This window comes from Anaerophaga thermohalophila str. Valhall (genome assembly GCF_000250735.1).
Lineage (GTDB): Bacteria > Bacteroidota > Bacteroidia > Bacteroidales > Marinilabiliaceae > Anaerophaga > Anaerophaga thermohalophila_A.
In genome coordinates, this window is sequence record NZ_AHZV01000255.1 from 1 (window position 1) to 18,550 (window position 18,550).

The window sequence follows — 18,550 nt, forward strand, 5'->3', positions numbered from 1 at the left end:
AGTAGTGTTTATTAATAGTAACATAAAAGGTCGGAGAAAGTATTTTCCCGGCCTTTTATGTTAATTGATAAATTTGTACCTTCGTTTGTATAATGTCAGTATGCATTAAATGGAACCTGTAAAGAATGCTTCATCCAAAGGGCCTATCGGAGTTTTTGATTCCGGTTATGGCGGACTGACCATTTTGAATGAATTTCTGAATGATTTTCCGGATTACGACTTTATTTATCTGGGGGATAATGCGCGCACTCCTTATGGAACCCGCTCATTTGAAATGGTCTATCAGTATACATTACAATCGGTGCTTAAACTGTTCGACATGGGGGTACACCTCGTGATTCTTGCTTGCAATACCGCCTCGGCGAAGGCCTTACGAACCATTCAGCAACGCGATCTTCCACGCTATGATGCAACGCGGAGAGTACTTGGAGTTGTGCGTCCCAGTGCTGAACAGACGGTAAATGTTACTCAGAACCGGCATATTGGAATTTTAGGCACCACGGGAACGGTTCAATCTATGTCTTATATCCTGGAAATACGTAAATTCCTTCCCGATGCTGTTGTTACTCAGCAGGCATGTCCCATGTGGGTGCCATTGGTCGAGAATAATGAGTCTGACTCCGAGGGTGCCGATTTTTTTGTCAGGCGCGATTTGAATTTGTTATTCTCCCGTGACTCGAAAATCGATACTCTTATTCTTGGTTGTACCCATTATCCTTTGTTAATGCCGCTGATTCAAAAGTATACGCCGGAACACGTTAAAGTTCTGTCACAGGGCAAAATTGTTTCGGCAAGTTTGAAAGACTATTTGTTACGTCATCCCGAAATCGATAAAAAATGCACAAAAAACGGGACCTGCCGTTTTTTTACAACCGAAAGTCCCGAAAAATTTGATGAAGCAGCCAGCGTATTTCTTGATTTTCCGGTTAAATCGGAACGACTGCACTTTTAGATATTATTCTTTATACCAACCGGCATACATCAGGTAATTGTTGGCTATTTTTTCTATCATCTCTTTTGTTTGTTGCGGTTCAATATCTTTTACCTTTTTGGCCGGAACGCCCGCATAAACACTATTGGGTTCAATTTTGGTTCCTGTGAGAACCAATGCATTGGCCGCAATAATAGAGTTTGAACCAATAACTGCATGATCAAGTACTGTAGCTCCAATCCCAATTAACACGTTATCTTTAATTGTTGCCCCATGGATGGTAGCATTGTGCCCGATGGATACATTATTACCAATATTGATGGTCGATTTCTGATAGAGCGTATGCAAAACCGTTCCGTCCTGGATATTGACTTTATTTCCGATACGAATGCTGTTTACATCGCCACGAAGAACAGTATTGAACCATATACTGCAATCGTCGCCAATTTCTGTGTCGCCTATTACCGTGGCATTATCTGCCAGAAATACATTTTTCCCTATCTTCGGGGTAAATCCCCTTACTGATTTTATTAAAGCCATTATTCTTTTTTTAGTAATAAGATTAACAATATTTTTTTAAAAAGCCTAAACGCAGAGGCGAAATAACGCAAGGGTTTTAATATGAGAGAGTTGAGGTTTGTGCCATTGACTGTGGAAACAATTAATTAGTGTCTGTCTTTAAAGTTGGAAAAGTTTCCTACTTATCATGTGTCTGTTCAGAAAGTGTCATTTACAAGGCTTGCGAAGTCCGAAAATACGCAGTTTACTCATCGTAAATGAGTAATTTTCGGACGGGCATAACACAGTAAATGGCACTTTATGGACAGACACAAATTACCAGACATCTCTAAAAGTATAACTAAGTATTGATTAAATTAGTGAGTGCGGTCTAAAAAGCATTTTTGTTGCAAAACTCTTTGTTGGTTTAAATTTTTGCTTCCTCATTAACAAAGGGTTAACTTCGGTACAAAAATTAAAACGCCTTGATTTTGACAAAAATATGTCCTTTTATACCACACTCATCAATCCTTGGATAAACTGTTAGTTCAGGATACAAATATAAGGTAACTGTTGAAAAGCACCTTTTAATGTTGTAAAATCTGACGAATGTCAACTTCATGTTATTAATTAGTATCTAACTTTACTTTAAATTTTATGGTTGAGTTTGCTTCTAAAATAGCTGTTTTTGTCAAGGTTGAGGCGCTGGGGATTTTTTGAACTCAAGGGGTTAACTAAGTGTTAATGAGGAGTTAAAAATTACCTGTAACAATGCGACTATCAAAAAGAGACTTTTAAGAGTGGATTTAAGGTTTAAACCCGGAATCTATAAAAAGGTTCTGGTGTTTTTTTTACTTAACAATCTATTTTACACAGGACAATAATCAACAATGAGCTAAATTATGGCTAAAAAATCTAAAGTTATTGAGAGAGAGGAAGTTGTTGTAAGGTTTTCGGGTGATTCCGGAGACGGGATGCAGTTAACCGGCTCACTTTTCTCTTTTTCATCTGCCGTTTATGGAAACGATATATCAACGTTTCCGGATTTTCCTGCTGAAATAAGGGCCCCGCAGGGAACAATCGGAGGGGTTTCGGGATTTCAGGTTCATTTTGGACACAGCGAGGTTTATACTCCGGGCGACAAGGCAGATGTGCTTGTGGCCATGAATCCTGCCGCTTTAAAGGCCAATCTTGAATGGCTTAAGCCGGGAGCTACCATTGTTATCGATGTAGATAGTTTTGACGATAAAAATCTTGCCAAAGCTGGTTACAAATCGAATGATCCTATAGAAGAAGACAATCTTGGAAGTTATAATATCATTAAAGCTCCGATTACCACACTAACCAAAGAGAGTCTGAAAAGCATGGAGCTTGATAACAAAACCATCCTGAGAAGCAAAAACATGTATGCTCTTGGATTGGTTTTCTGGCTTTTTAACCGGCCGTTGAAGGATACGGAAAAAATAATCCGTGATAAGTTTTCGAAGAATGAACGGGTGGCAGAAGCTAATATTCGTGTTCTTGAGGCTGGTTATAATTATGGCGTTATCATTCAGGCCGGAACGCCTTCATATCATATTTCACCGGCAGATGTAAAGCCGGGTGTTTACAGGAATCTTAACGGCAACCGTGCCATAGCATGGGGGTTTTTGCTGGCAGCTGAGAAAAGCGGCCTGGAGCTTTTTTTGGGATCTTATCCTATTACTCCCGCCACTGAAATCTTACAGGAATTATCGGCCAGGAAAGACCTGGGCGTTAAAGTTTTTCAGGCCGAGGATGAAATAGCCGGTATTTCAACAGCTATTGGAGCCAGTTTTGCCGGCAATTTGGGAATTACCTCCACTTCGGGGCCCGGGCTGGCTCTGAAAAGCGAAGCCCTTGGGCTGGCCGTTATGGCCGAGCTTCCTTTGGTGGTTGTTGATGTTCAAAGGGGAGGTCCGAGTACAGGGCTTCCAACCAAAACCGAGCAGGCAGACCTTCTCCAGGCACTTTACGGACGTAATGGCGAAAGTCCACTGGTTGTTATGGCTGCCAGTTCACCTGTTAACTGTTTCGACTATGCTTTTTATGCTGCAAAAGTGGCTATTGAGCACATGACTCCTGTTATCTTATTGTCGGACGGTTTTTTGGCTAACGGAACCCAGCCCTGGCGTATTCCCGAAAATGACGAATTTCCGGATATCATACCTCCCTTTGTTGAAAAACCTGCCCAGGAGTGGAATGTGTACGAACGCGATCCGGAAAAATTGAACCGCTATTGGGCACTACCGGGCACACCCGGTTATCAGCACCGGATAGGAGGCCTTGAAAAAGATTTTCTTACGGGCGCCGTTTCCTACGATCACCATAATCATGATAAAATGGTGCGTATCAGACAGCAAAAGATTGACCGGATTGCTGATTTTATTCCCCCTCTGGAAATTCATGGTGATGAAGATGCGGAATTACTGATCGTGGGATGGGGTGGAACATTCGGTCATTTGTATACTGCCCTTGAGGAAATTCAGAAAGATGGAAAGAAAGCAGCCCTGGCACATTTTAGCTATATAAGCCCTCTTCCTAAAAACAGCTATGAGGTATTAAAGCGATATTCCAAAGTTGTTGTCTGCGAACTTAACCTTGGACAATTTGCCGGATATTTAAGGAGTAAATTTCCTGATATTACGTTCGACCAATATAACAAAGTCGAAGGTTTGCCTTTTACCGTTGCCGAATTGAAAAATTATTTTGAAAAAATTTTAGAAAAATAAGCTATGGCTGATAATAAAAAACTTGCTTTTCTTGACTATAAAAGTGATCAGAATGTGAGGTGGTGTCCGGGTTGTGGTAATCATGCCATTCTAAATGCCTTACAAAAGACACTTGCCGAACTCGAACTACCCAAGGAAAAAGTGGCTGTGATTTCTGGTATTGGTTGTTCTTCCCGTCTGCCTTATTATATGGATACGTATGGATTTCATACCATTCACGGAAGGGCCTCCGTCATTGCATCCGGTGTAAAGGTGGCCAATCCGCGGCTTAGTGTCTGGCAAATTACAGGTGACGGAGATGCCCTGGCCATAGGTGGAAACCACTTTATTCATGCCATCCGCAGAAATGTGGACATTAATGTTATTTTGTTTAACAACCAAATATATGGCCTGACTAAAGGGCAGTATTCACCTACTTCAAAGCGGGGGTTTATTTCCAAAACTTCACCTTACGGAACCATTGAATATCCTTTTCGGCCTGGTGAATTAACCATTGGTGCCAGAGGCTATTTCTTCGCCCGTACCATCGATAAGGAGATTAAATTATCGGTGGAGGTGATGAAAGCTGCAGCCCGCCATGAGGGAACATCTATTGTAGAGGTGTTGCAAAACTGTGTCATTTACAATGATAATACGCATCAGGAAATCACCGATAAACGTTTCAAAGACGACAGAACCATTATTCTGGAACATGGAAAGCCTATGGTTTTTGGGAAAGACCGCAACATGGGACTTGTTTTGGACGGGACAAAGCTTCGCGTGGTAACAATCGGAGAAGGCGGGATTACCGAAAAGGATATTCTGGTTCATGACGCCCATTCCGAAGACCCCACCATTCATCTCAAGCTTGCCGATATGGAATATCCCGATTTCCCTGTGGCCCTCGGCGTAATCAGAGATGCTGAAGCTCCGGTTTACGATCAGTGTGCCGCTGAGCAGATTGAAGAGATCAGGAATAAATCGAAGATTAAAACTTTTCATGATCTGGTTACTTCGGGTGAGGTATGGGAAGTTAAATAGGGCCTGTCCTTAAAGTGCCATTTTGTGTTACGCTCGTCCGAAAATTATTCATTTACGATAAGTAATTTTCGGGCTTCGCAAGCCTTGTAAATAACACTTTCTGAACAAACTCATATAATAAGTAGAAAACTTTTCCTGCTTTATAGACAGGCACTTAATGGTGTCTGTTCACTATGGTTACATAGACATGATATTGTTGGGAAGGCTGGTTTTCATCAAATGCATTGAAAGCGGCCTTCTCTGTTTTAATTTTGTTTGTCTTCTTTTTCGGTCTGTTTCTTAAAGAGACTTACAGCATGAGCTATTTGGTCTTCTTTCCCTAAAACATAAACAATATCGTTTTTGCATAAAATTGTGTCGGGGCCGGGATGGTCTATGATCTTTTCTTTACGTTTCAAGGCCACCACTGTCACGCCATAAGTACTTCTGAAAGCGATTTCGGAGAGGGAATGACCTGCTATCGGGGAATCTTTATCAACTTTAAGAGCTGAAATTTCGAGATTTGGCAACTGGCTGAGAATTGATTTACGCGGTCGTTTTTTTACATCTCTTACCAATCCGTAATTGTTTTTACGGATACCACCAATGATTACTTCTATCTCATCACGTGGCATCAGGAATTTGTTGAGTACACGCTCGAATAATTCTATGGCTGTTTCGAATTCTTCTGGAATTACCTGGGTGGCGCCTAATTTGTAAAGGTCTTCTGCATCATCGATTTGACGGGTACGGACAATAATGGGGGCATGACGATTAAGGTTTCTGACTTTTTCAGTAACAGCCATGGCTGTTACAACATCACCGATTGAGAGGACAATAACACCGGCCGTTCTTATATGTGCTTTTTCAAGTATCGGCGTGTTTTGGGCATCCCCATAAATAACTGTTTCGCCTTTTTTCTGTCGTTCTTTAACAATGGCAGGGTCGAAGATTATTGAAATATAGGGGATTTTAACGTGACGAGCCATTACCGACATGCTTAGAATTCTGGGGTCTTTCCCTATGAGAACGAGATGGTTTTTCATCTCAGGAATATCAATTTGTGTAAGAGGGAAAATCCCTTCTAAGAATTTTCTGGGTAAAGGCAGTTTCATGGCTGCATTCGCTATAGGCCGACCCACCATCATCAGAAGTGGTGATATTGACATGGTTATGACTGCTGCAGCAAGAAAAAGCTGATAATAATAATTGGAAATGATTTGATAGTTCTGTCCCATTTTGACAAGAATAAATGAGAATTCTCCAACCTGTGCCAGTGCAAGACCCACCAGCACCACCCCCCGGAACGTATGTCCAAGCAGAAAAGCAGTTCCGCTGGCAATGATCATTTTGATTAATATCACCATAGTCACTGTTATCAGCACAATGCTAATATTATCAATTACAAATTGCAGATCGAGAAGCATTCCTATGGAGACAAAGAAAAAGGATGAAAAAGTATCCTTAAAGGGAATTATGTGTCCGAAAGCATTATGGCTGTATTCCGATTCGGATATCATCAAGCCGGCAAGAAAAGCCCCAAAGGCAAGAGACATCCCCAGTTCAGCCGTTAAGAATGCAACAGAAAGACATATAAGAAGAATGCTCATTAAAAACAGCTCCTGGTTCTTTGTCATCGCTATGGCATGGAGTACCCTGTTCATAAACCATTTGTTGCCGAAAATTACAACGAGGATGATAGCCAATGATTTCAGCCCCATCCAGAATATTTCATTCAGGATATTAGTGGATTCTCCTCCGATGATAGGCGTAAAGAGTAATAAGGGCACCAGTATGAGATCCTGAAAAATAAGAATACCCAGAACTGTTCTTCCATAATTTGAGGTGATTTCAGACCGGTCCTGCAAAATCTTAAGAACAACGGCTGTACTGCTCAATGCTGTCAAAAAGCCTACAAACAGGGCTCCCCTGAAATCAAGTTCGTACATTCTGGCAATTCCCAGTACGATCAGCGTTGTCAGGGAGAACTGAAGAAATCCACCCCAGAAGACTATTTTCCGGATTCTTATCAGATGTTTGAGAGAAAACTCCAGACCAATTGTGAAGAGCAAAAGTACAATACCAACTTCTGCCAGCACTTCGATGTTTTCCACATCATTGATAATTCCTGTCAGATGAGGCCCGGCCAGAACCCCGGTGATAAGATAGCCAACAATAGAAGGTACTTTTATTTTCGTAAAGACATAGTTGACCAGTGTAGAAAGAGCAAAGATGATGAGTATGTCTTTAAGTATTGTAAATTCCATAACGTAATAATTGACCGATCGTATTCTGGTAAAAAATAGATTGTTAGATCATTAGATTTTTAGATAGAGCCTATGTTTTTTCAGCACTCGCCTGAAAAAGCCCCTACGGGAAATTTAGCCGGCGTAAAACAACATGTTGGTTTTTATCCGCTAAGCGCCTAACGATCTATTGAACAAAGATACTTCAATTTTATTGAATGAAGCATGGCCCCTGTAATCGGAAGGAGTTTTATACAACTAATAATTCAAATATCAATTATATGATACTTCTATAGCAAATAGGTCAAGAATAGATTATTAGATAAGTAGTTTAGTCAATAGACAATAGTGGTTAGACAATAGTGGTTAGACAATAGACAATAGTCATTAGGCGTTAGTTATTAGATTGTTAGGGTGTTATCCAGGATATTTGTGTTTTTTGGCAAACTATTCAGTACTTGCTGAACCACTATTGCCTAACCACTATTGCCTAATGATAATAGCTACGTAGCTTAGACAGATAATGAATAAATTTTTTTGGCAGCGGCTCTGCCAGCTCAGGATTGTTAGTGTCTTACGCCTGATGATGTAATAAAACTTATAAGATTCTAATAACTAATAATTTAACAACACTAACAACATTAACAACACTAACAACACTAACAACACTAACAACATTAACAACACTAACAACACTAACAACATTAACAACACTAACAACTTAACAACACTAACAGCCGTAACATTTTTTACTTCACTCTTCACTTATCCATAACTTTTACTATTTTTATGGTGATAAAATAATCAATAAAAAAGAAAAGCTATGTCAAATTATCATGAGCCGGCAGAAGAACTGTCGCAAGAGGCGAGAAATTTTTCAAGAGCGCTGAATAGTTTGAAAGAGGAGATTGAAGCTGTGGACTGGTATCATCAGCGGGTTGATCTCACCGAGGATGAATCGCTTAAGAAGATTTTGGCTCACAACAGGGATGAAGAGATTGAGCACGCATGTATGACCATTGAATGGCTTCGCAGGAATATGCCGGGTTGGGACGAGGAGTTACGTACCTACTTGTTTACAGAAGGCGATATTACCGAACTGGAAGAAGGAGAAGAAGGCGGTGGTAATGCAGGAAGTTCGGATTCTTTAGGAATTGGAAAAATCAAAAAATAAAAGAGGATAACTATGGATATTTTAAGAAAATCAATGGCTCCTATATGCGATAAGGCATGGGAAGAGATTAACGAAAGTGCTGTTGAAGTACTCACCTCTGTACTATCGGCCCGTAAGTTTGTGGATGTTGAAGGACCTAAAGGATGGGATTTCCCGGCGCTTTCACTGGGGCGGGTAGATGTTCCGAAAGGACAGAATGGTGAGGTGCAATACGGGATACACCAGGTTTTACCGCTTATAGAAACCCGTATTCCTTTTGAATTGAATATTTGGGAACTCGATAATATCGCAAGAGGTGCGAAAGATATTGACCTTGACAATATGGAAGAGGCAGCCCGTAAGCTCGCCCGTTTTGAAGAGGATGCAATTTACAATGGTTTTAAACCTGGCAATATAAAGGGTATTAAAGAATGTTCTGATTATGATCCGCTTTCTTTGCCGGGTGATGATGACGAAATCATCAGGGTTATTTCGGAAGGCATCGCTAAGCTGAAAGCAGGTTCCATTGAGGGACCTTATTCTCTGGTATTAAATACTGACCTGTGGCAGCGATTCAATTCTTCCGGTAAGGGCTATCCTTTGCGGAAACGGGTCGAGAGTCTTTTGGGGGGCTCTATAATTATGGCTCCCTATATTGACGATGCCTATCTTGTTTCAGAACGTGGCGGTGACTTTGAAATGGTAATAGGACAGGACATCTCTATTGGTTATGAATCGCACAACCAAAAAACGGTTCAGCTTTATTTTACAGAGTCTTTCACCTTTCAGGTGATTGATCCTGCTGCGGTGGTTGTTTTGAAATAGGATTGTGTAAAAAAGATAATTTTAAAGGCGTCTGGTTGTTTACCTTGCGCCTTTTTTACTGGTTACCAATAAAGGCAGACGGTGTTTTCCCAAATTCCTCCCTGAATTTTTTCGAAAAATAGGCTGGTGAAGTAAAACCCACATCCATTGCAACACCTGAAATATTTCCTCGTTGCTGTTCGAGTATTTGCTTTGCTTTATGCAATCTAAACTTGCCAATGTATTCGGAAGGTGTAAAATCCATAAGAGCTTTCATTTTTCGATATAAATGAATCCGGGACAACCCTATTTCGATGATCAACCTGGTATTTCTCCGGGACTTTTGAATAATGTGGATGTGGTTGAATCTGCTCAAACTAAAGTTCTGTCATCCCAGGTAAGAGAATTAAAATCTATTTGGAAATAAAGACCAAATCAATTGGCAAAAATATAAAGACATGAAGATTGAGAAAAATTTGTTGTGTCCCATCATTGTAGCAGAGATGGGAAGTTTGATTTTTGGAGTAAACATGGCAGCCATTTCCGGAACGGTGTCTTCCATTTTTTGGTCTTTACCGTCGTAGGTTTTGTGTTTATTCTGGCAAAAATGCCGGAACCCAAAGGAAAATCGCTGGAAGAGATTGAGTTAGAGTTAAGATTAAAGGAAGAATAAAGCCAAGATACCCATTCCCTTAAGCCATTATATTAAACCGGGTATTGTCGTGTAAAAACGGCAACACTGACCTGTTGGGCTGAAGGCAGCGGGTAGTTCCCAAAATATAAAGTCATGGAGAAAAAACTTATAGTCGGAATAGGAGAGATCCTGTGGGATATTTTGCCCGAAGGCAAACAATTGGGCGGGGCACCTGCCAATTTTGCCTGGCACGCTCAGCAAATGGGAGCACGGGGAGCAGTAGTCAGTGCTGTTGGTAAAGATAAAGAGGGAGATGAAATATTGAAGATTATTCAGGAGCGAAACCTGATGAATGGTATTTCACGTGTTGACAAACCAACAGGAACGGTGGATGTAAAGTTGGTGAAGGGAGTTCCTGATTATGTCATAAATGAGAATGTTGCGTGGGATTTTATTGCGTTGAACGATGTGGCAAAGGAGGTCATTATGTCTGCAGGTGCCATTTGTTTTGGCTCACTGGCACAGCGATCAGAAGTTTCCTGTAACACTATTCAGCAGGCCTTAAAAATGACTCCGGAGAAATGTATCAGAGTTTTTGATGTCAATTTGAGACAATCTTTTTACAGTCGTCAGATTATCGAAAGCTCACTCGAAAATGCCACCGTGTTTAAGATTAACGATGAAGAGTTGGTGGAGCTGAGAAAGCTCTTTAGTCTCTCAGGAGATGATGTGTCCGTTTGCCGACAATTATTGGAGAAGTATGAGCTGCGGATGATTGCTCTTACCAAAGGCAGTGAAGGGAGTGTATTAATTACCAGGGAGGAGATGTCAGAAATGAAAACTCCGAAAGTGGAGGTCTCAGATACGGTAGGAGCAGGAGATTCATTCACCGCCGTCATGACCTTTGGGTTGCTGGCAGGCAAATCGCTGAAAGAGATTCATCGTTCTGCTATTGAAATTTCGGCATTTGTTTGCACCCGGACCGGTGCAATGCCTGATATCCCGAAGGAACTGGTGTCCGGGATTAGCCAATAAAGTATTTAACCGATGCTTCCCTATTGATAAAGGCCAAGTAAAATATTCTAAAGGAGAAAAATGTGGGGATACCAATTTTGAAAAGTATCCCCCTACAATCTATTTGATTCCGATTTTCATTATTCACGATATATAATTCTTATTCTCCATACCCAATAGTATGTCCCAGAATTACTTTATGAAAAGGAGACAATCCCAGAGCTTTTTCTAAAGCCGGTTTATCAATCCAGGCCCTGACAACGCATACGAGACCTTCCGAAGCACAAGCCAGATAGGTATTCTGTGCAATGAAGCCTGTGTTGGCATGCGAAGTCATTAAATGTTCGGGTGTAATGTCATCCGGATTTTCCACTCCTGCCTTTTTCATATTGGCAACATAAATAAAGTTAACCGGTGCCGTTGCCACAAAATCCTGTTTTCCGCAATAGGGACGAAGGTCGCCCTCCTTTATTCGTTCCAGTTGATGTTCTTCGGCGTTGTAGTAATAGGCACCTTCTTCGATCACAACATACAATTCCATTTCCTGTTTATTCATGGATGAAGGTGCGGTTCGTTTTTTTTCATCTTTCCGGTTGTAGCCCCATGCGGCCCAGCATAAATTTGATAATTGCTGTTTTGACAATTCTTTCCTACTGAATTCGCGGCTGCTGTGTCGCTCATTCAGAGCCTTCATGAGTGGCATTCCGCCGGTTTTTTCAGGAGCGGGTAGCTTAATGGTTTGCGACTGTCCGATAGAAGATACAGTAATTATAAAGATTGAAGCTGAGAGTAAAAAAATTTTTTTCATAGCGTTTTGATTTTGAGTTTATTCTTAGACCATTATATCATTTTTCCGTTTAAAAACAAAAAACCGGGACAGAAAAATGCCCCGGTTCAATGAGTCTATTGGTTTTTATGGTGTCATGATTGTTGATGAACTTAAGGAATTACACCTTAAGGTCTTTTTTTGATAAATAGAAATCGATACGCTCAATTCCCGTTTCCTTGTTTCTGGCTTCCATCTCGTCCAGCGTTTTAGGCGGAGGAACAATCACTTTGTCACCCGGTTTCCAGTCGAGCGGCAAGGCAACTTTGTATTTGTCGGTCGTTTGCAAAGCCTTGAGTGCTCTCAGGATTTCATCCATATTACGTCCCACATTCAGTGGGTAATACATGATGAGGCGAATCTTTTTGGAAGGATCGATGAAAAATACAGCACGTACCGCCGCAGTTTCGGCTTCATTGGGCTGAAGCATGCCGTACAGTTTCGATACCTTCATGTCGAGGTCGGCAATAATGGGAAAATCGAAGTATACGCCGGTTTTTTCTTTTACATTCGATACCCATCCCAGGTGAGCATGAATACTGTCGATACTTAATCCGACAAGTTCAGTGTTCAGCTCATCAAACTCTTTTTTTCGTTGAGCAAAGCCACTCATTTCTGTTGTACACACCGGCGTAAAGTCGGCCGGATGTGAGAACAGAACGATCCATTTGTCTTTAGCATAATCAGAAAATTTGATCTGACCTTTCGTGGTCATGGCAGTGAAGTCTGGTGCCTGATCACCAATGCGTGGCATTGGATAAAATTCTTGTTGTTCTTGATTTTCCATCGTTACAAAATTTTTTATGGGTTTTTGAATATGATTTGTAAAATCTTTGACAAATTTAGCTTGATGTTTAATTGAAGTCAAATCAATAATTTCGATATGTTATAGACGAAATTTATGTAGTCAAAGACTTGATAGAAAAGGCCGCATTTTTAGATAAAAGGAATGGGAAGGCAGAAGGCAGAAGGCAGAAGACAGAAGACAGAAGGCAGAAGACAGACAGACAAGCGATAAACTTTGTTGGAATGAAACGAAACATGGAGCTTTGATTTCTCATATCCGCCATAAAAGGGCATGTATAAAAGTCGCGAGTACCATTAGGCCAATAACTTAAGTAAACTGCCTGCAAGGAAGGAGTATATTGAATTTAGTTTATATTCCTGCCCCCTGCTCTTTGCACCCTTCTTTCCGGACCGTTCTTCTAACTTCTGCCTGTTAAACTTCTGCCTGTTTTTATCTAAATTCCTGAGGGGAAATTAAAAACCGAAGAGTTGATACATTTTATGAAAAATATCCGTGTTTTTCATAACACCTGTAAAATGTTCAGCACCCGGGCCAAAAGCAAATACCGGCACCATTATTCCGGTATGCCCCCCGGTAGTGTATTTGGCATGAATTTCTCCCTTTTTAAAATCGCCATTGTCGATGGACATACCGCCGGTTTCATGATCGGCGGTAACAATGACTAATGTTTCACCGTCACTGGCAGCCAATTCTAAAGCCTTACCAACTGCACGGTCGAAGTCAAGTGTTTCTTCAACAATATAAGCCGTGTTGTTTTCATGTCCGCCCCAATCAATTTGAGAACCTTCCACCATCAGGAAGTAGCCTTTGTCGTTTTTACCAAGTACTTTGATTGCTTTTTCCGTTCCCTCGGGAATAAGTTCTCCTCTTTCCGGCCAGCGGGGATTATGCTTTGAAGCTGTTAATATAGCCATTGGTGCCTCGTTGACGGCTGAAGCCTCTTCAATTGAATTGAAAATTCTGTAGTTCTTGTTTTCCAATTCCTTGAGAAGGTTTCTGTTGTCCTGTCGTTCATCGAAAAAACTTTTACCACCACCAATAAATATGTCGATATCGGTTTTCAGAAAATCGGCAGCTATATCTTCGTAGTTGTTACGTGATTCGTTGTGAGCGATGAAAGAGGCAGGCGTAGCGTGGGTGATGGCCGACGATGAAACCATTCCTGTCGATAAGCCGTTTTGTTCTGCATATTCGAGAATAGTTGTAAGCGGCTCATTATTTTCATCAACTGCAATGGCCCCGTTGTATGTTCTTTTTCCTGTTGAAAGTGCTGTACCTCCGGCAGCCGAGTCGGTGATATAATTGTCTGAGCTCTGAGTGGTAATGAAACCGGAATATGGCATATTTGTAATGTTAAGTCTGCCTCCGTTGGCTGTGTAGGCAGCAAATATTTGTGCCGTTCCCATTCCGTCACCAATCATCAGAATAATGTTTTTGGGTTTTTTCCCTTGGTGGGAAGAGACTTCCGGTGTTTTTACGACCTCATGTTTCTGCTTGTTAACAAAAGTCTCTTTAAGATTCCTTTTGTCTTTGTAATCTTCCTGGCCGGTTGCTCCAATTGCAATGAAAAAGAACAACAGCAATGACAACATTTTTGATTTCATTAGTATAAAATTTGTTTATTTAGGTCGAATGGAACTATTATGTAAGAACTTATACAAATTCTTATTGTAGTAAACGTACCTATATTCATCTCATCTTACATTTAGTAAGTTGTTACGACTACGGCTATTAAAGTAGTTAGAATTATTATAGCTGTTATTATTGTTAAGTTATAAAGTTATTAAACTATTAAGTTATTAGAATGTTATATGTTGTTATATCATCTAACAATTCTAACAATCCTAACAATTCTAACAACTTTACAACCTAAATCCATAGTTGAAATTTTGCGGTTTCTACCGATCATCTCCATTGAGTTTGTCAGCCTAAAATTGTTGCTTTTTGGTGGTAATAACAAAAGTTTTGGGTAAAATGTTTGTTAATAAATTACGAACAAAATTCAAATCAGCTTGTTTTTGTATTTAAGCTTACTTAACTTTGTCTTTAAATAAGCCTAAATCATGTCGGTCTCTATTGATAATTTTTTAAAGAACATATATCTGTTGAGCCAGGAAACCGGGAGTTCCGTAACAAGCAGTATTTTGGCGGAACGGTTAGGAATATCTGTTGCGGCAGTCACCGACATGGCACGAAAACTGGGAAGACAGGGATTGTTGGATTATCGTCCTTACCGGGCTTTGATGTTATCGGATAAAGGTCGAAAAATGGCTTTGAAGGTCATTCGAAAACATCGGCTGTGGGAATTATTTCTTTACAGAGTTCTGGGAATGGATTTAATGAGTGTTCATGAGGAAGCCGAAAAACTTGAACACCATACCTCTGACAAATTGATGGAACACATCAACCGTTTTTTGGAACACCCTGATTTTGATCCTCACGGTGATCCGATACCCGGGATTGGAGGAAATGTTCCTTCCGAAAAAGGTGTGGTCCCATTGTCTGAAATAGAGGAGCAGGAAAAATGCAAGATAAAGAAATTGCGTTACCGCGATTCTGAAGTTTCTAAAATGTTTGAAACTTTCGGACTCAGGAAAGACATGGTTCTAAAAGTTTTAAAAGTTTATTCGTTTGACGGCAGTATTGAACTTGAGTTTCCCGACAGCAAAAAAGTCATGATTTCGGAGAAACTGGCTGATAATATCTTTTGTGTGAAGCAATAGTTTATTGCAAACCGGAATAAAATTGAAGAAATATGGATTGGAGTAGTTTGTGGTTGGCCTTTGGGCTGACACTTTTTGCTGGGTTGTCGACAGGTATAGGCAGTGCAATGGCCTTTTTTGCCAAACGGACCAATACGAGATTTTTATCTCTAAGCCTTGGTTTTTCAGCCGGTGTTATGATTTATGTCTCCTTTGTCGAGATTTTTTCCAAAGCAAAAGATTCTCTCTCTGAAGCTTTGGGCAATGAGGATGGGACCTGGCTGACCGTTGGTTCCTTTTTCCTGGGTATTGTTTTTATTGCAATTATTGACCGTTTTATTCCAAGGGGAGAGAACCCTCACGAAATGGAGATGATTGAAAATATGACTCCGGAGCAGCGTCTTCAAAAGAAAGATAAACGATTGATGCGTATGGGAGGCTTTACCGCATTGGCTATCGGTATCCACAATTTCCCGGAAGGCCTTGCAACATTTACAGCTGCAATGAGTGATCCTAATCTGGGAATTGCCATTGCTGTTGCCATTGCCATACACAATATTCCGGAAGGCATTGCCGTGTCTGTACCTGTTTTTTATGCTACCGGAAACAAAAAGAAAAGCCTTTACGCTTAGTTTTCTTTCCGGATTGTCGGAACCTATCGGTGCAATTATCGGTTACCTTCTGCTGATGCAGTTTATGAGTCCGCTTGTTTTTGGAATTGTATTCGCGGCAGTGGCTGGTATAATGGTTTTTATCAGCATTGATGAACTGTTGCCTGCTGCCCAGGAATATGGAGAGCATCACTTATCAATATACGGACTTGTTGGAGGAATGGGCGTTATGGCCCTGAGTTTATTGATGTTTATTTGATAATATGAGAAGAGAAGAACGTTTTAAACAGATCATTGCATGGTTTCAGGAGAATATGCCTGTAGCCGAAACAGAGCTGAAATATACCAATCCTTTTGAATTGCTGGTAGCTGTTATCTTGTCGGCGCAATGTACCGATAAGCGGGTTAATGTCATTACGCCAAAAGTTTTTGAAAAGTGGCCCACCGAGAATGAACTGGCTGATGCTACACCGGAAGATGTTTTTGAAGTGATTAAGAGTTGCAGCTATCCCAATAACAAAAGTAAACATCTGGTAGGGATGGCTAAAATGCTTCGTGATGAATTCAAGGGTGAAGTTCCCGACGATGTAAAAGAGCTTCAGAAGCTGCCCGGTGTTGGACGAAAAACAGCAAATGTCATTGCATCTGTGGTTTATCAGAAGCCCGCCCTGGCAGTGGATACCCATGTGTTCAGAGTTTCTGCCCGAATTGGGCTAACGGTAAATGCCAAAACTCCGTTTGAAGCCGAAAAGCAGCTTATAAAATATTTGCCTGAAGAGGTACTTCCCATTGCTCATCACTGGTTAATTTTGCATGGCAGGTATGTTTGTCTGGCCAGAAAACCAAAATGCGATCAATGCGGCCTGAAAATGTGGTGTAAGTATTATTTAAAACAAAATGCTGTGAGGGATTAGCACTTTCTGAAAAGGAATTTATTTGAACAAACAGGTAAAAGTTGTTTCTAAAAGTGCTATTTTTACAAGCGTTATTTAAATAAGAATACACGGGATTCCATGCAGAATTTCCCGATATAGAGGGTGAGTTTTGAGCTCGGGGTTTCGTGTTGCGGGACAGACAGTTCCCCTTTTAGTGGGGGTGAACAAAGAGGGCTGGGATTGTTGGTTGGCCACCGTAATTTATTAATTAGTGTCTGTCCATAAAGTGCCATTTAGTGTGTTATGCTCGTTCGAAAATTACTCATTTACGATGAGTAAATTCCGTATTTTCGGACTTCGCAAGCCTTGTAAATAACACTTTCTGAACAGACACATATACTGTAAAAATTTTTTTGCGAGTTTATAGACACGCACTAATTAGTCAATTCGTATGCCCGGCTTGGCTGCCTGCCTTCAAGAATTGGTAATGGATCATTAACCATTGGATTTTGTCTTAACTTTATTTTTTGCCGGTGTAGCTCAGTTGGTCAGAGCGGTTGTTTCGTAAACAACAGGTCGGCGGTTCAAATCCGCCCACCGGCTCAGAATTACCACAGTTTTCCGGGATAATCGCCTTTTTCAATTAATTTGTTAAGACTTTCCCGGACAACAGGTTTGTCCTCCTTGTAGGTTACACCAAACCATTTGGCGTTGGTGTCAATAACCAGTGTTGTGGCTTTGCCTGACTTGATGAGTTCATCGGCACGAACATTGAAGTAGTATTCCGATTTTTTCTCACCTCCTTTTTCTTTTAGGAAATTGATGAATCCTTTCTCAAGCTCATCGAAAAAAGACGGTTTAAATATCCAGAAATTCATGGAGACGGGTTCATTGCCTGTCAGCTCTGTTTTTTGGTCGCCCTCGTAAAAATAGATTTTCCCATTCTCCCAGCCTATTTTTGTTCGTTCGGTAACTTCTTCAAGATATCCGTTACTATCTGTTTCACACACCCCGCGTGAAACGGTTCCATGTTCCGAAAGAGTATTTTTTAACGCATAGCCGATCATGGCATATTCGTTGTCGGCCGGGTGGTTCCTGATAAAATCGACAGCACTTTGGTAGGCTTCCTTCCCGTAGAAGTCATCCGCGTTAATAATGGCAAAGGGCTCTTTTATGACACCTTTGGCCATGAGCATAGCATGTCCGGTTCCCCAGGGTTTTTCACGACCTTCGGGTACCTTAAATCCTTCCGGGATGTTCTCCAGTTCCTGAAAGACATATTCTGTATCAATTTTTCCTTTCAACCGGCTTTCGAATCGCTCCTTAAAAGCATCTGCAAATGAAGGACGGATCACAAATACAACCTTTCCAAACCCGGCCCGGATGGCATCAAAGACCGAATAATCGATGATAGACTCTCCGTTGGGGCCCAGTTCGTCCATTTGTTTCAATCCGCCGTATCGGCTGCCCATCCCGGCAGCAAGTATCAGGAGTGTTGGTTTCATAATTCATCTTATATCTAATAGGTTGTTACTGCTGTTACTGTTGTTACTATTGTTACTATTGTTAGGGGTGTTAGGGTTGTTAGTGTTGTTAAGTTGTTATAATGTTAAATTATTAAGTTTTAATTATTTGATAATCTCACATCTAATTATGAGTCCGGTCTAAAAAGCATCTTTGTTGCCAAACTCTGTGTTGC

General features: G+C 40.8%; 18 protein-coding genes and 1 tRNA gene. 12 read left to right on the forward strand and 7 right to left on the reverse strand.

Annotated elements, in window-relative coordinates:
• Window positions 1–109 precede the first annotated feature (109 nt).
• Complete coding sequence (gene murI / locus OQ5_RS0113565) at window positions 110–952, forward strand: glutamate racemase (protein WP_016778007.1); 843 nt, start codon at window positions 110–112, stop codon at window positions 950–952.
• Between the two features lie 3 nt (window positions 953–955).
• On the opposite strand, the gene OQ5_RS0113570 is transcribed toward murI, so the two are convergent.
• Window positions 956–1,471, reverse strand: coding sequence for a gamma carbonic anhydrase family protein (locus OQ5_RS0113570; protein ID WP_016778008.1), 516 nt, complete (start codon window positions 1,469–1,471; stop codon window positions 956–958).
• 860 nt (window positions 1,472–2,331) lie between these two features.
• Between OQ5_RS0113570 and OQ5_RS0113575 the strand changes: the two genes are divergently transcribed.
• Window positions 2,332–4,179, forward strand: a complete 1,848-nt coding sequence (locus tag OQ5_RS0113575; RefSeq protein ID WP_016778009.1) for a 2-oxoacid:acceptor oxidoreductase subunit alpha — start codon at window positions 2,332–2,334, stop codon at window positions 4,177–4,179.
• 3 nt (window positions 4,180–4,182) lie between these two features.
• On the forward strand, window positions 4,183–5,199 hold the full coding sequence (locus OQ5_RS0113580; RefSeq protein ID WP_016778010.1) for a 2-oxoacid:ferredoxin oxidoreductase subunit beta: 1,017 nt from the start codon (window positions 4,183–4,185) through the stop codon (window positions 5,197–5,199).
• Window positions 5,200–5,444: 245 nt separating this feature from the next.
• Here OQ5_RS0113580 and OQ5_RS0113585 read toward each other — a convergent pair whose 3' ends face one another.
• The gene (locus OQ5_RS0113585) at window positions 5,445–7,445 is read right to left on the reverse strand and encodes a cation:proton antiporter domain-containing protein (protein ID WP_016778011.1); all 2,001 of its coding nucleotides are present in this window, start codon (window positions 7,443–7,445) and stop codon (window positions 5,445–5,447) included.
• Window positions 7,446–8,247: 802 nt separating this feature from the next.
• On the opposite strand from OQ5_RS0113585, the gene OQ5_RS0113590 reads away from it, so the two are divergent.
• Both OQ5_RS0113590 and OQ5_RS0113595 read left to right on the forward strand, forming a co-directional pair.
• Complete coding sequence (locus OQ5_RS0113590; protein WP_016778012.1) at window positions 8,248–8,598, forward strand: encapsulin-associated ferritin-like protein; 351 nt, start codon at window positions 8,248–8,250, stop codon at window positions 8,596–8,598.
• Window positions 8,599–8,610: 12 nt separating this feature from the next.
• The gene (locus tag OQ5_RS0113595; protein WP_016778013.1) at window positions 8,611–9,402 is read left to right on the forward strand and encodes a family 1 encapsulin nanocompartment shell protein; all 792 of its coding nucleotides are present in this window, start codon (window positions 8,611–8,613) and stop codon (window positions 9,400–9,402) included.
• A 55-nt stretch (window positions 9,403–9,457) separates the two neighbouring features.
• Here OQ5_RS0113595 and OQ5_RS22605 read toward each other — a convergent pair whose 3' ends face one another.
• Window positions 9,458–9,757, reverse strand: coding sequence for a helix-turn-helix transcriptional regulator (locus OQ5_RS22605; RefSeq protein WP_082179589.1), 300 nt, complete (start codon window positions 9,755–9,757; stop codon window positions 9,458–9,460).
• Between the two features lie 82 nt (window positions 9,758–9,839).
• On the opposite strand from OQ5_RS22605, the gene OQ5_RS24750 reads away from it, so the two are divergent.
• Together OQ5_RS24750 and OQ5_RS0113615 are read left to right on the forward strand one after the other, a co-directional pair.
• Complete coding sequence (locus OQ5_RS24750) at window positions 9,840–9,965, forward strand: hypothetical protein (protein ID WP_016778016.1); 126 nt, start codon at window positions 9,840–9,842, stop codon at window positions 9,963–9,965.
• 203 nt (window positions 9,966–10,168) lie between these two features.
• The gene (locus OQ5_RS0113615; protein WP_016778017.1) at window positions 10,169–11,050 is read left to right on the forward strand and encodes a carbohydrate kinase family protein; all 882 of its coding nucleotides are present in this window, start codon (window positions 10,169–10,171) and stop codon (window positions 11,048–11,050) included.
• Between the two features lie 139 nt (window positions 11,051–11,189).
• Here the strand turns inward: OQ5_RS0113615 and OQ5_RS0113620 are convergent, their stop codons facing one another.
• From OQ5_RS0113620 to OQ5_RS0113635, 3 genes are all read right to left on the reverse strand, one after another.
• Window positions 11,190–11,837 (reverse strand): SagB/ThcOx family dehydrogenase, encoded by a 648-nt coding sequence (locus OQ5_RS0113620; RefSeq protein ID WP_016778018.1) that lies wholly within the window; start codon window positions 11,835–11,837, stop codon window positions 11,190–11,192.
• Between the two features lie 139 nt (window positions 11,838–11,976).
• Window positions 11,977–12,642, reverse strand: coding sequence for a peroxiredoxin (locus OQ5_RS0113625; protein ID WP_016778019.1), 666 nt, complete (start codon window positions 12,640–12,642; stop codon window positions 11,977–11,979).
• Window positions 12,643–13,115: 473 nt separating this feature from the next.
• The gene (locus tag OQ5_RS0113635; RefSeq protein WP_016778021.1) at window positions 13,116–14,267 is read right to left on the reverse strand and encodes an alkaline phosphatase; all 1,152 of its coding nucleotides are present in this window, start codon (window positions 14,265–14,267) and stop codon (window positions 13,116–13,118) included.
• Window positions 14,268–14,726: 459 nt separating this feature from the next.
• Between OQ5_RS0113635 and OQ5_RS0113640 the strand changes: the two genes are divergently transcribed.
• From OQ5_RS0113640 to OQ5_RS0113655, 5 genes are all read left to right on the forward strand, one after another.
• Window positions 14,727–15,386, forward strand: a complete 660-nt coding sequence (locus OQ5_RS0113640) for a metal-dependent transcriptional regulator (protein ID WP_016778022.1) — start codon at window positions 14,727–14,729, stop codon at window positions 15,384–15,386.
• 32 nt (window positions 15,387–15,418) lie between these two features.
• Entirely contained in the window at window positions 15,419–15,997 is a 579-nt protein-coding gene (zupT, locus tag OQ5_RS21135; RefSeq protein ID WP_255297539.1) for a zinc transporter ZupT, read from the forward strand.
• Window positions 15,960–16,235 carry a ZIP family metal transporter gene (locus OQ5_RS24755; protein WP_255297540.1) on the forward strand — a complete coding sequence of 92 codons (276 nt, stop codon included), beginning with the start codon at window positions 15,960–15,962 and terminating at the stop codon, window positions 16,233–16,235. The genes zupT and OQ5_RS24755 overlap by 38 nt, the downstream gene beginning before the upstream one ends.
• Window positions 16,236–16,239: 4 nt before the next feature.
• Window positions 16,240–16,890: an endonuclease III gene (nth, locus tag OQ5_RS0113650; protein ID WP_016778023.1), complete on the forward strand. Its 651-nt coding sequence runs from the start codon at window positions 16,240–16,242 to the stop codon at window positions 16,888–16,890.
• A gap of 490 nt (window positions 16,891–17,380) precedes the next feature.
• A tRNA-Thr gene (locus tag OQ5_RS0113655) sits at window positions 17,381–17,454 on the forward strand.
• A 5-nt stretch (window positions 17,455–17,459) separates the two neighbouring features.
• Here the strand turns inward: OQ5_RS0113655 and OQ5_RS0113660 are convergent.
• On the reverse strand, window positions 17,460–18,356 hold the full coding sequence (locus OQ5_RS0113660; protein ID WP_016778024.1) for a nucleotidyltransferase family protein: 897 nt from the start codon (window positions 18,354–18,356) through the stop codon (window positions 17,460–17,462).
• Window positions 18,357–18,550: the final 194 nt, after the last annotated feature.

Excerpts from the sequence above, each read along its gene's own strand:
- OQ5_RS0113590 (WP_016778012.1), top strand. The coding sequence starts at position 8,248 with ATGTCAAATTATCATGAGCCGGCAGAAGAACTGTCGCAAGAGGCGAGA.
- OQ5_RS0113640 (WP_016778022.1), top strand. The coding sequence starts at position 14,727 with ATGTCGGTCTCTATTGATAATTTTTTAAAGAACATATATCTGTTGAGC.
- OQ5_RS24755 (WP_255297540.1), top strand. The coding sequence starts at position 15,960 with ATGCTACCGGAAACAAAAAGAAAAGCCTTTACGCTTAGTTTTCTTTCC.
- OQ5_RS0113570 (WP_016778008.1), bottom strand. The coding sequence starts at position 1,471 with ATGGCTTTAATAAAATCAGTAAGGGGATTTACCCCGAAGATAGGGAAA.
- OQ5_RS0113660 (WP_016778024.1), bottom strand. The coding sequence starts at position 18,356 with ATGAAACCAACACTCCTGATACTTGCTGCCGGGATGGGCAGCCGATAC.
- nth (WP_016778023.1), top strand. The coding sequence starts at position 16,240 with ATGAGAAGAGAAGAACGTTTTAAACAGATCATTGCATGGTTTCAGGAG.
- OQ5_RS24750 (WP_016778016.1), top strand. The coding sequence starts at position 9,840 with ATGAAGATTGAGAAAAATTTGTTGTGTCCCATCATTGTAGCAGAGATG.
- OQ5_RS0113595 (WP_016778013.1), top strand. The coding sequence starts at position 8,611 with ATGGATATTTTAAGAAAATCAATGGCTCCTATATGCGATAAGGCATGG.
- zupT (WP_255297539.1), top strand. The coding sequence starts at position 15,419 with ATGGATTGGAGTAGTTTGTGGTTGGCCTTTGGGCTGACACTTTTTGCT.
- OQ5_RS0113635 (WP_016778021.1), bottom strand. The coding sequence starts at position 14,267 with ATGAAATCAAAAATGTTGTCATTGCTGTTGTTCTTTTTCATTGCAATT.
- OQ5_RS0113580 (WP_016778010.1), top strand. The coding sequence starts at position 4,183 with ATGGCTGATAATAAAAAACTTGCTTTTCTTGACTATAAAAGTGATCAG.
- murI (WP_016778007.1), top strand. The coding sequence starts at position 110 with ATGGAACCTGTAAAGAATGCTTCATCCAAAGGGCCTATCGGAGTTTTT.
- OQ5_RS0113575 (WP_016778009.1), top strand. The coding sequence starts at position 2,332 with ATGGCTAAAAAATCTAAAGTTATTGAGAGAGAGGAAGTTGTTGTAAGG.
- OQ5_RS0113615 (WP_016778017.1), top strand. The coding sequence starts at position 10,169 with ATGGAGAAAAAACTTATAGTCGGAATAGGAGAGATCCTGTGGGATATT.
- OQ5_RS0113620 (WP_016778018.1), bottom strand. The coding sequence starts at position 11,837 with ATGAAAAAAATTTTTTTACTCTCAGCTTCAATCTTTATAATTACTGTA.
- OQ5_RS0113625 (WP_016778019.1), bottom strand. The coding sequence starts at position 12,642 with ATGGAAAATCAAGAACAACAAGAATTTTATCCAATGCCACGCATTGGT.
- OQ5_RS0113585 (WP_016778011.1), bottom strand. The coding sequence starts at position 7,445 with ATGGAATTTACAATACTTAAAGACATACTCATCATCTTTGCTCTTTCT.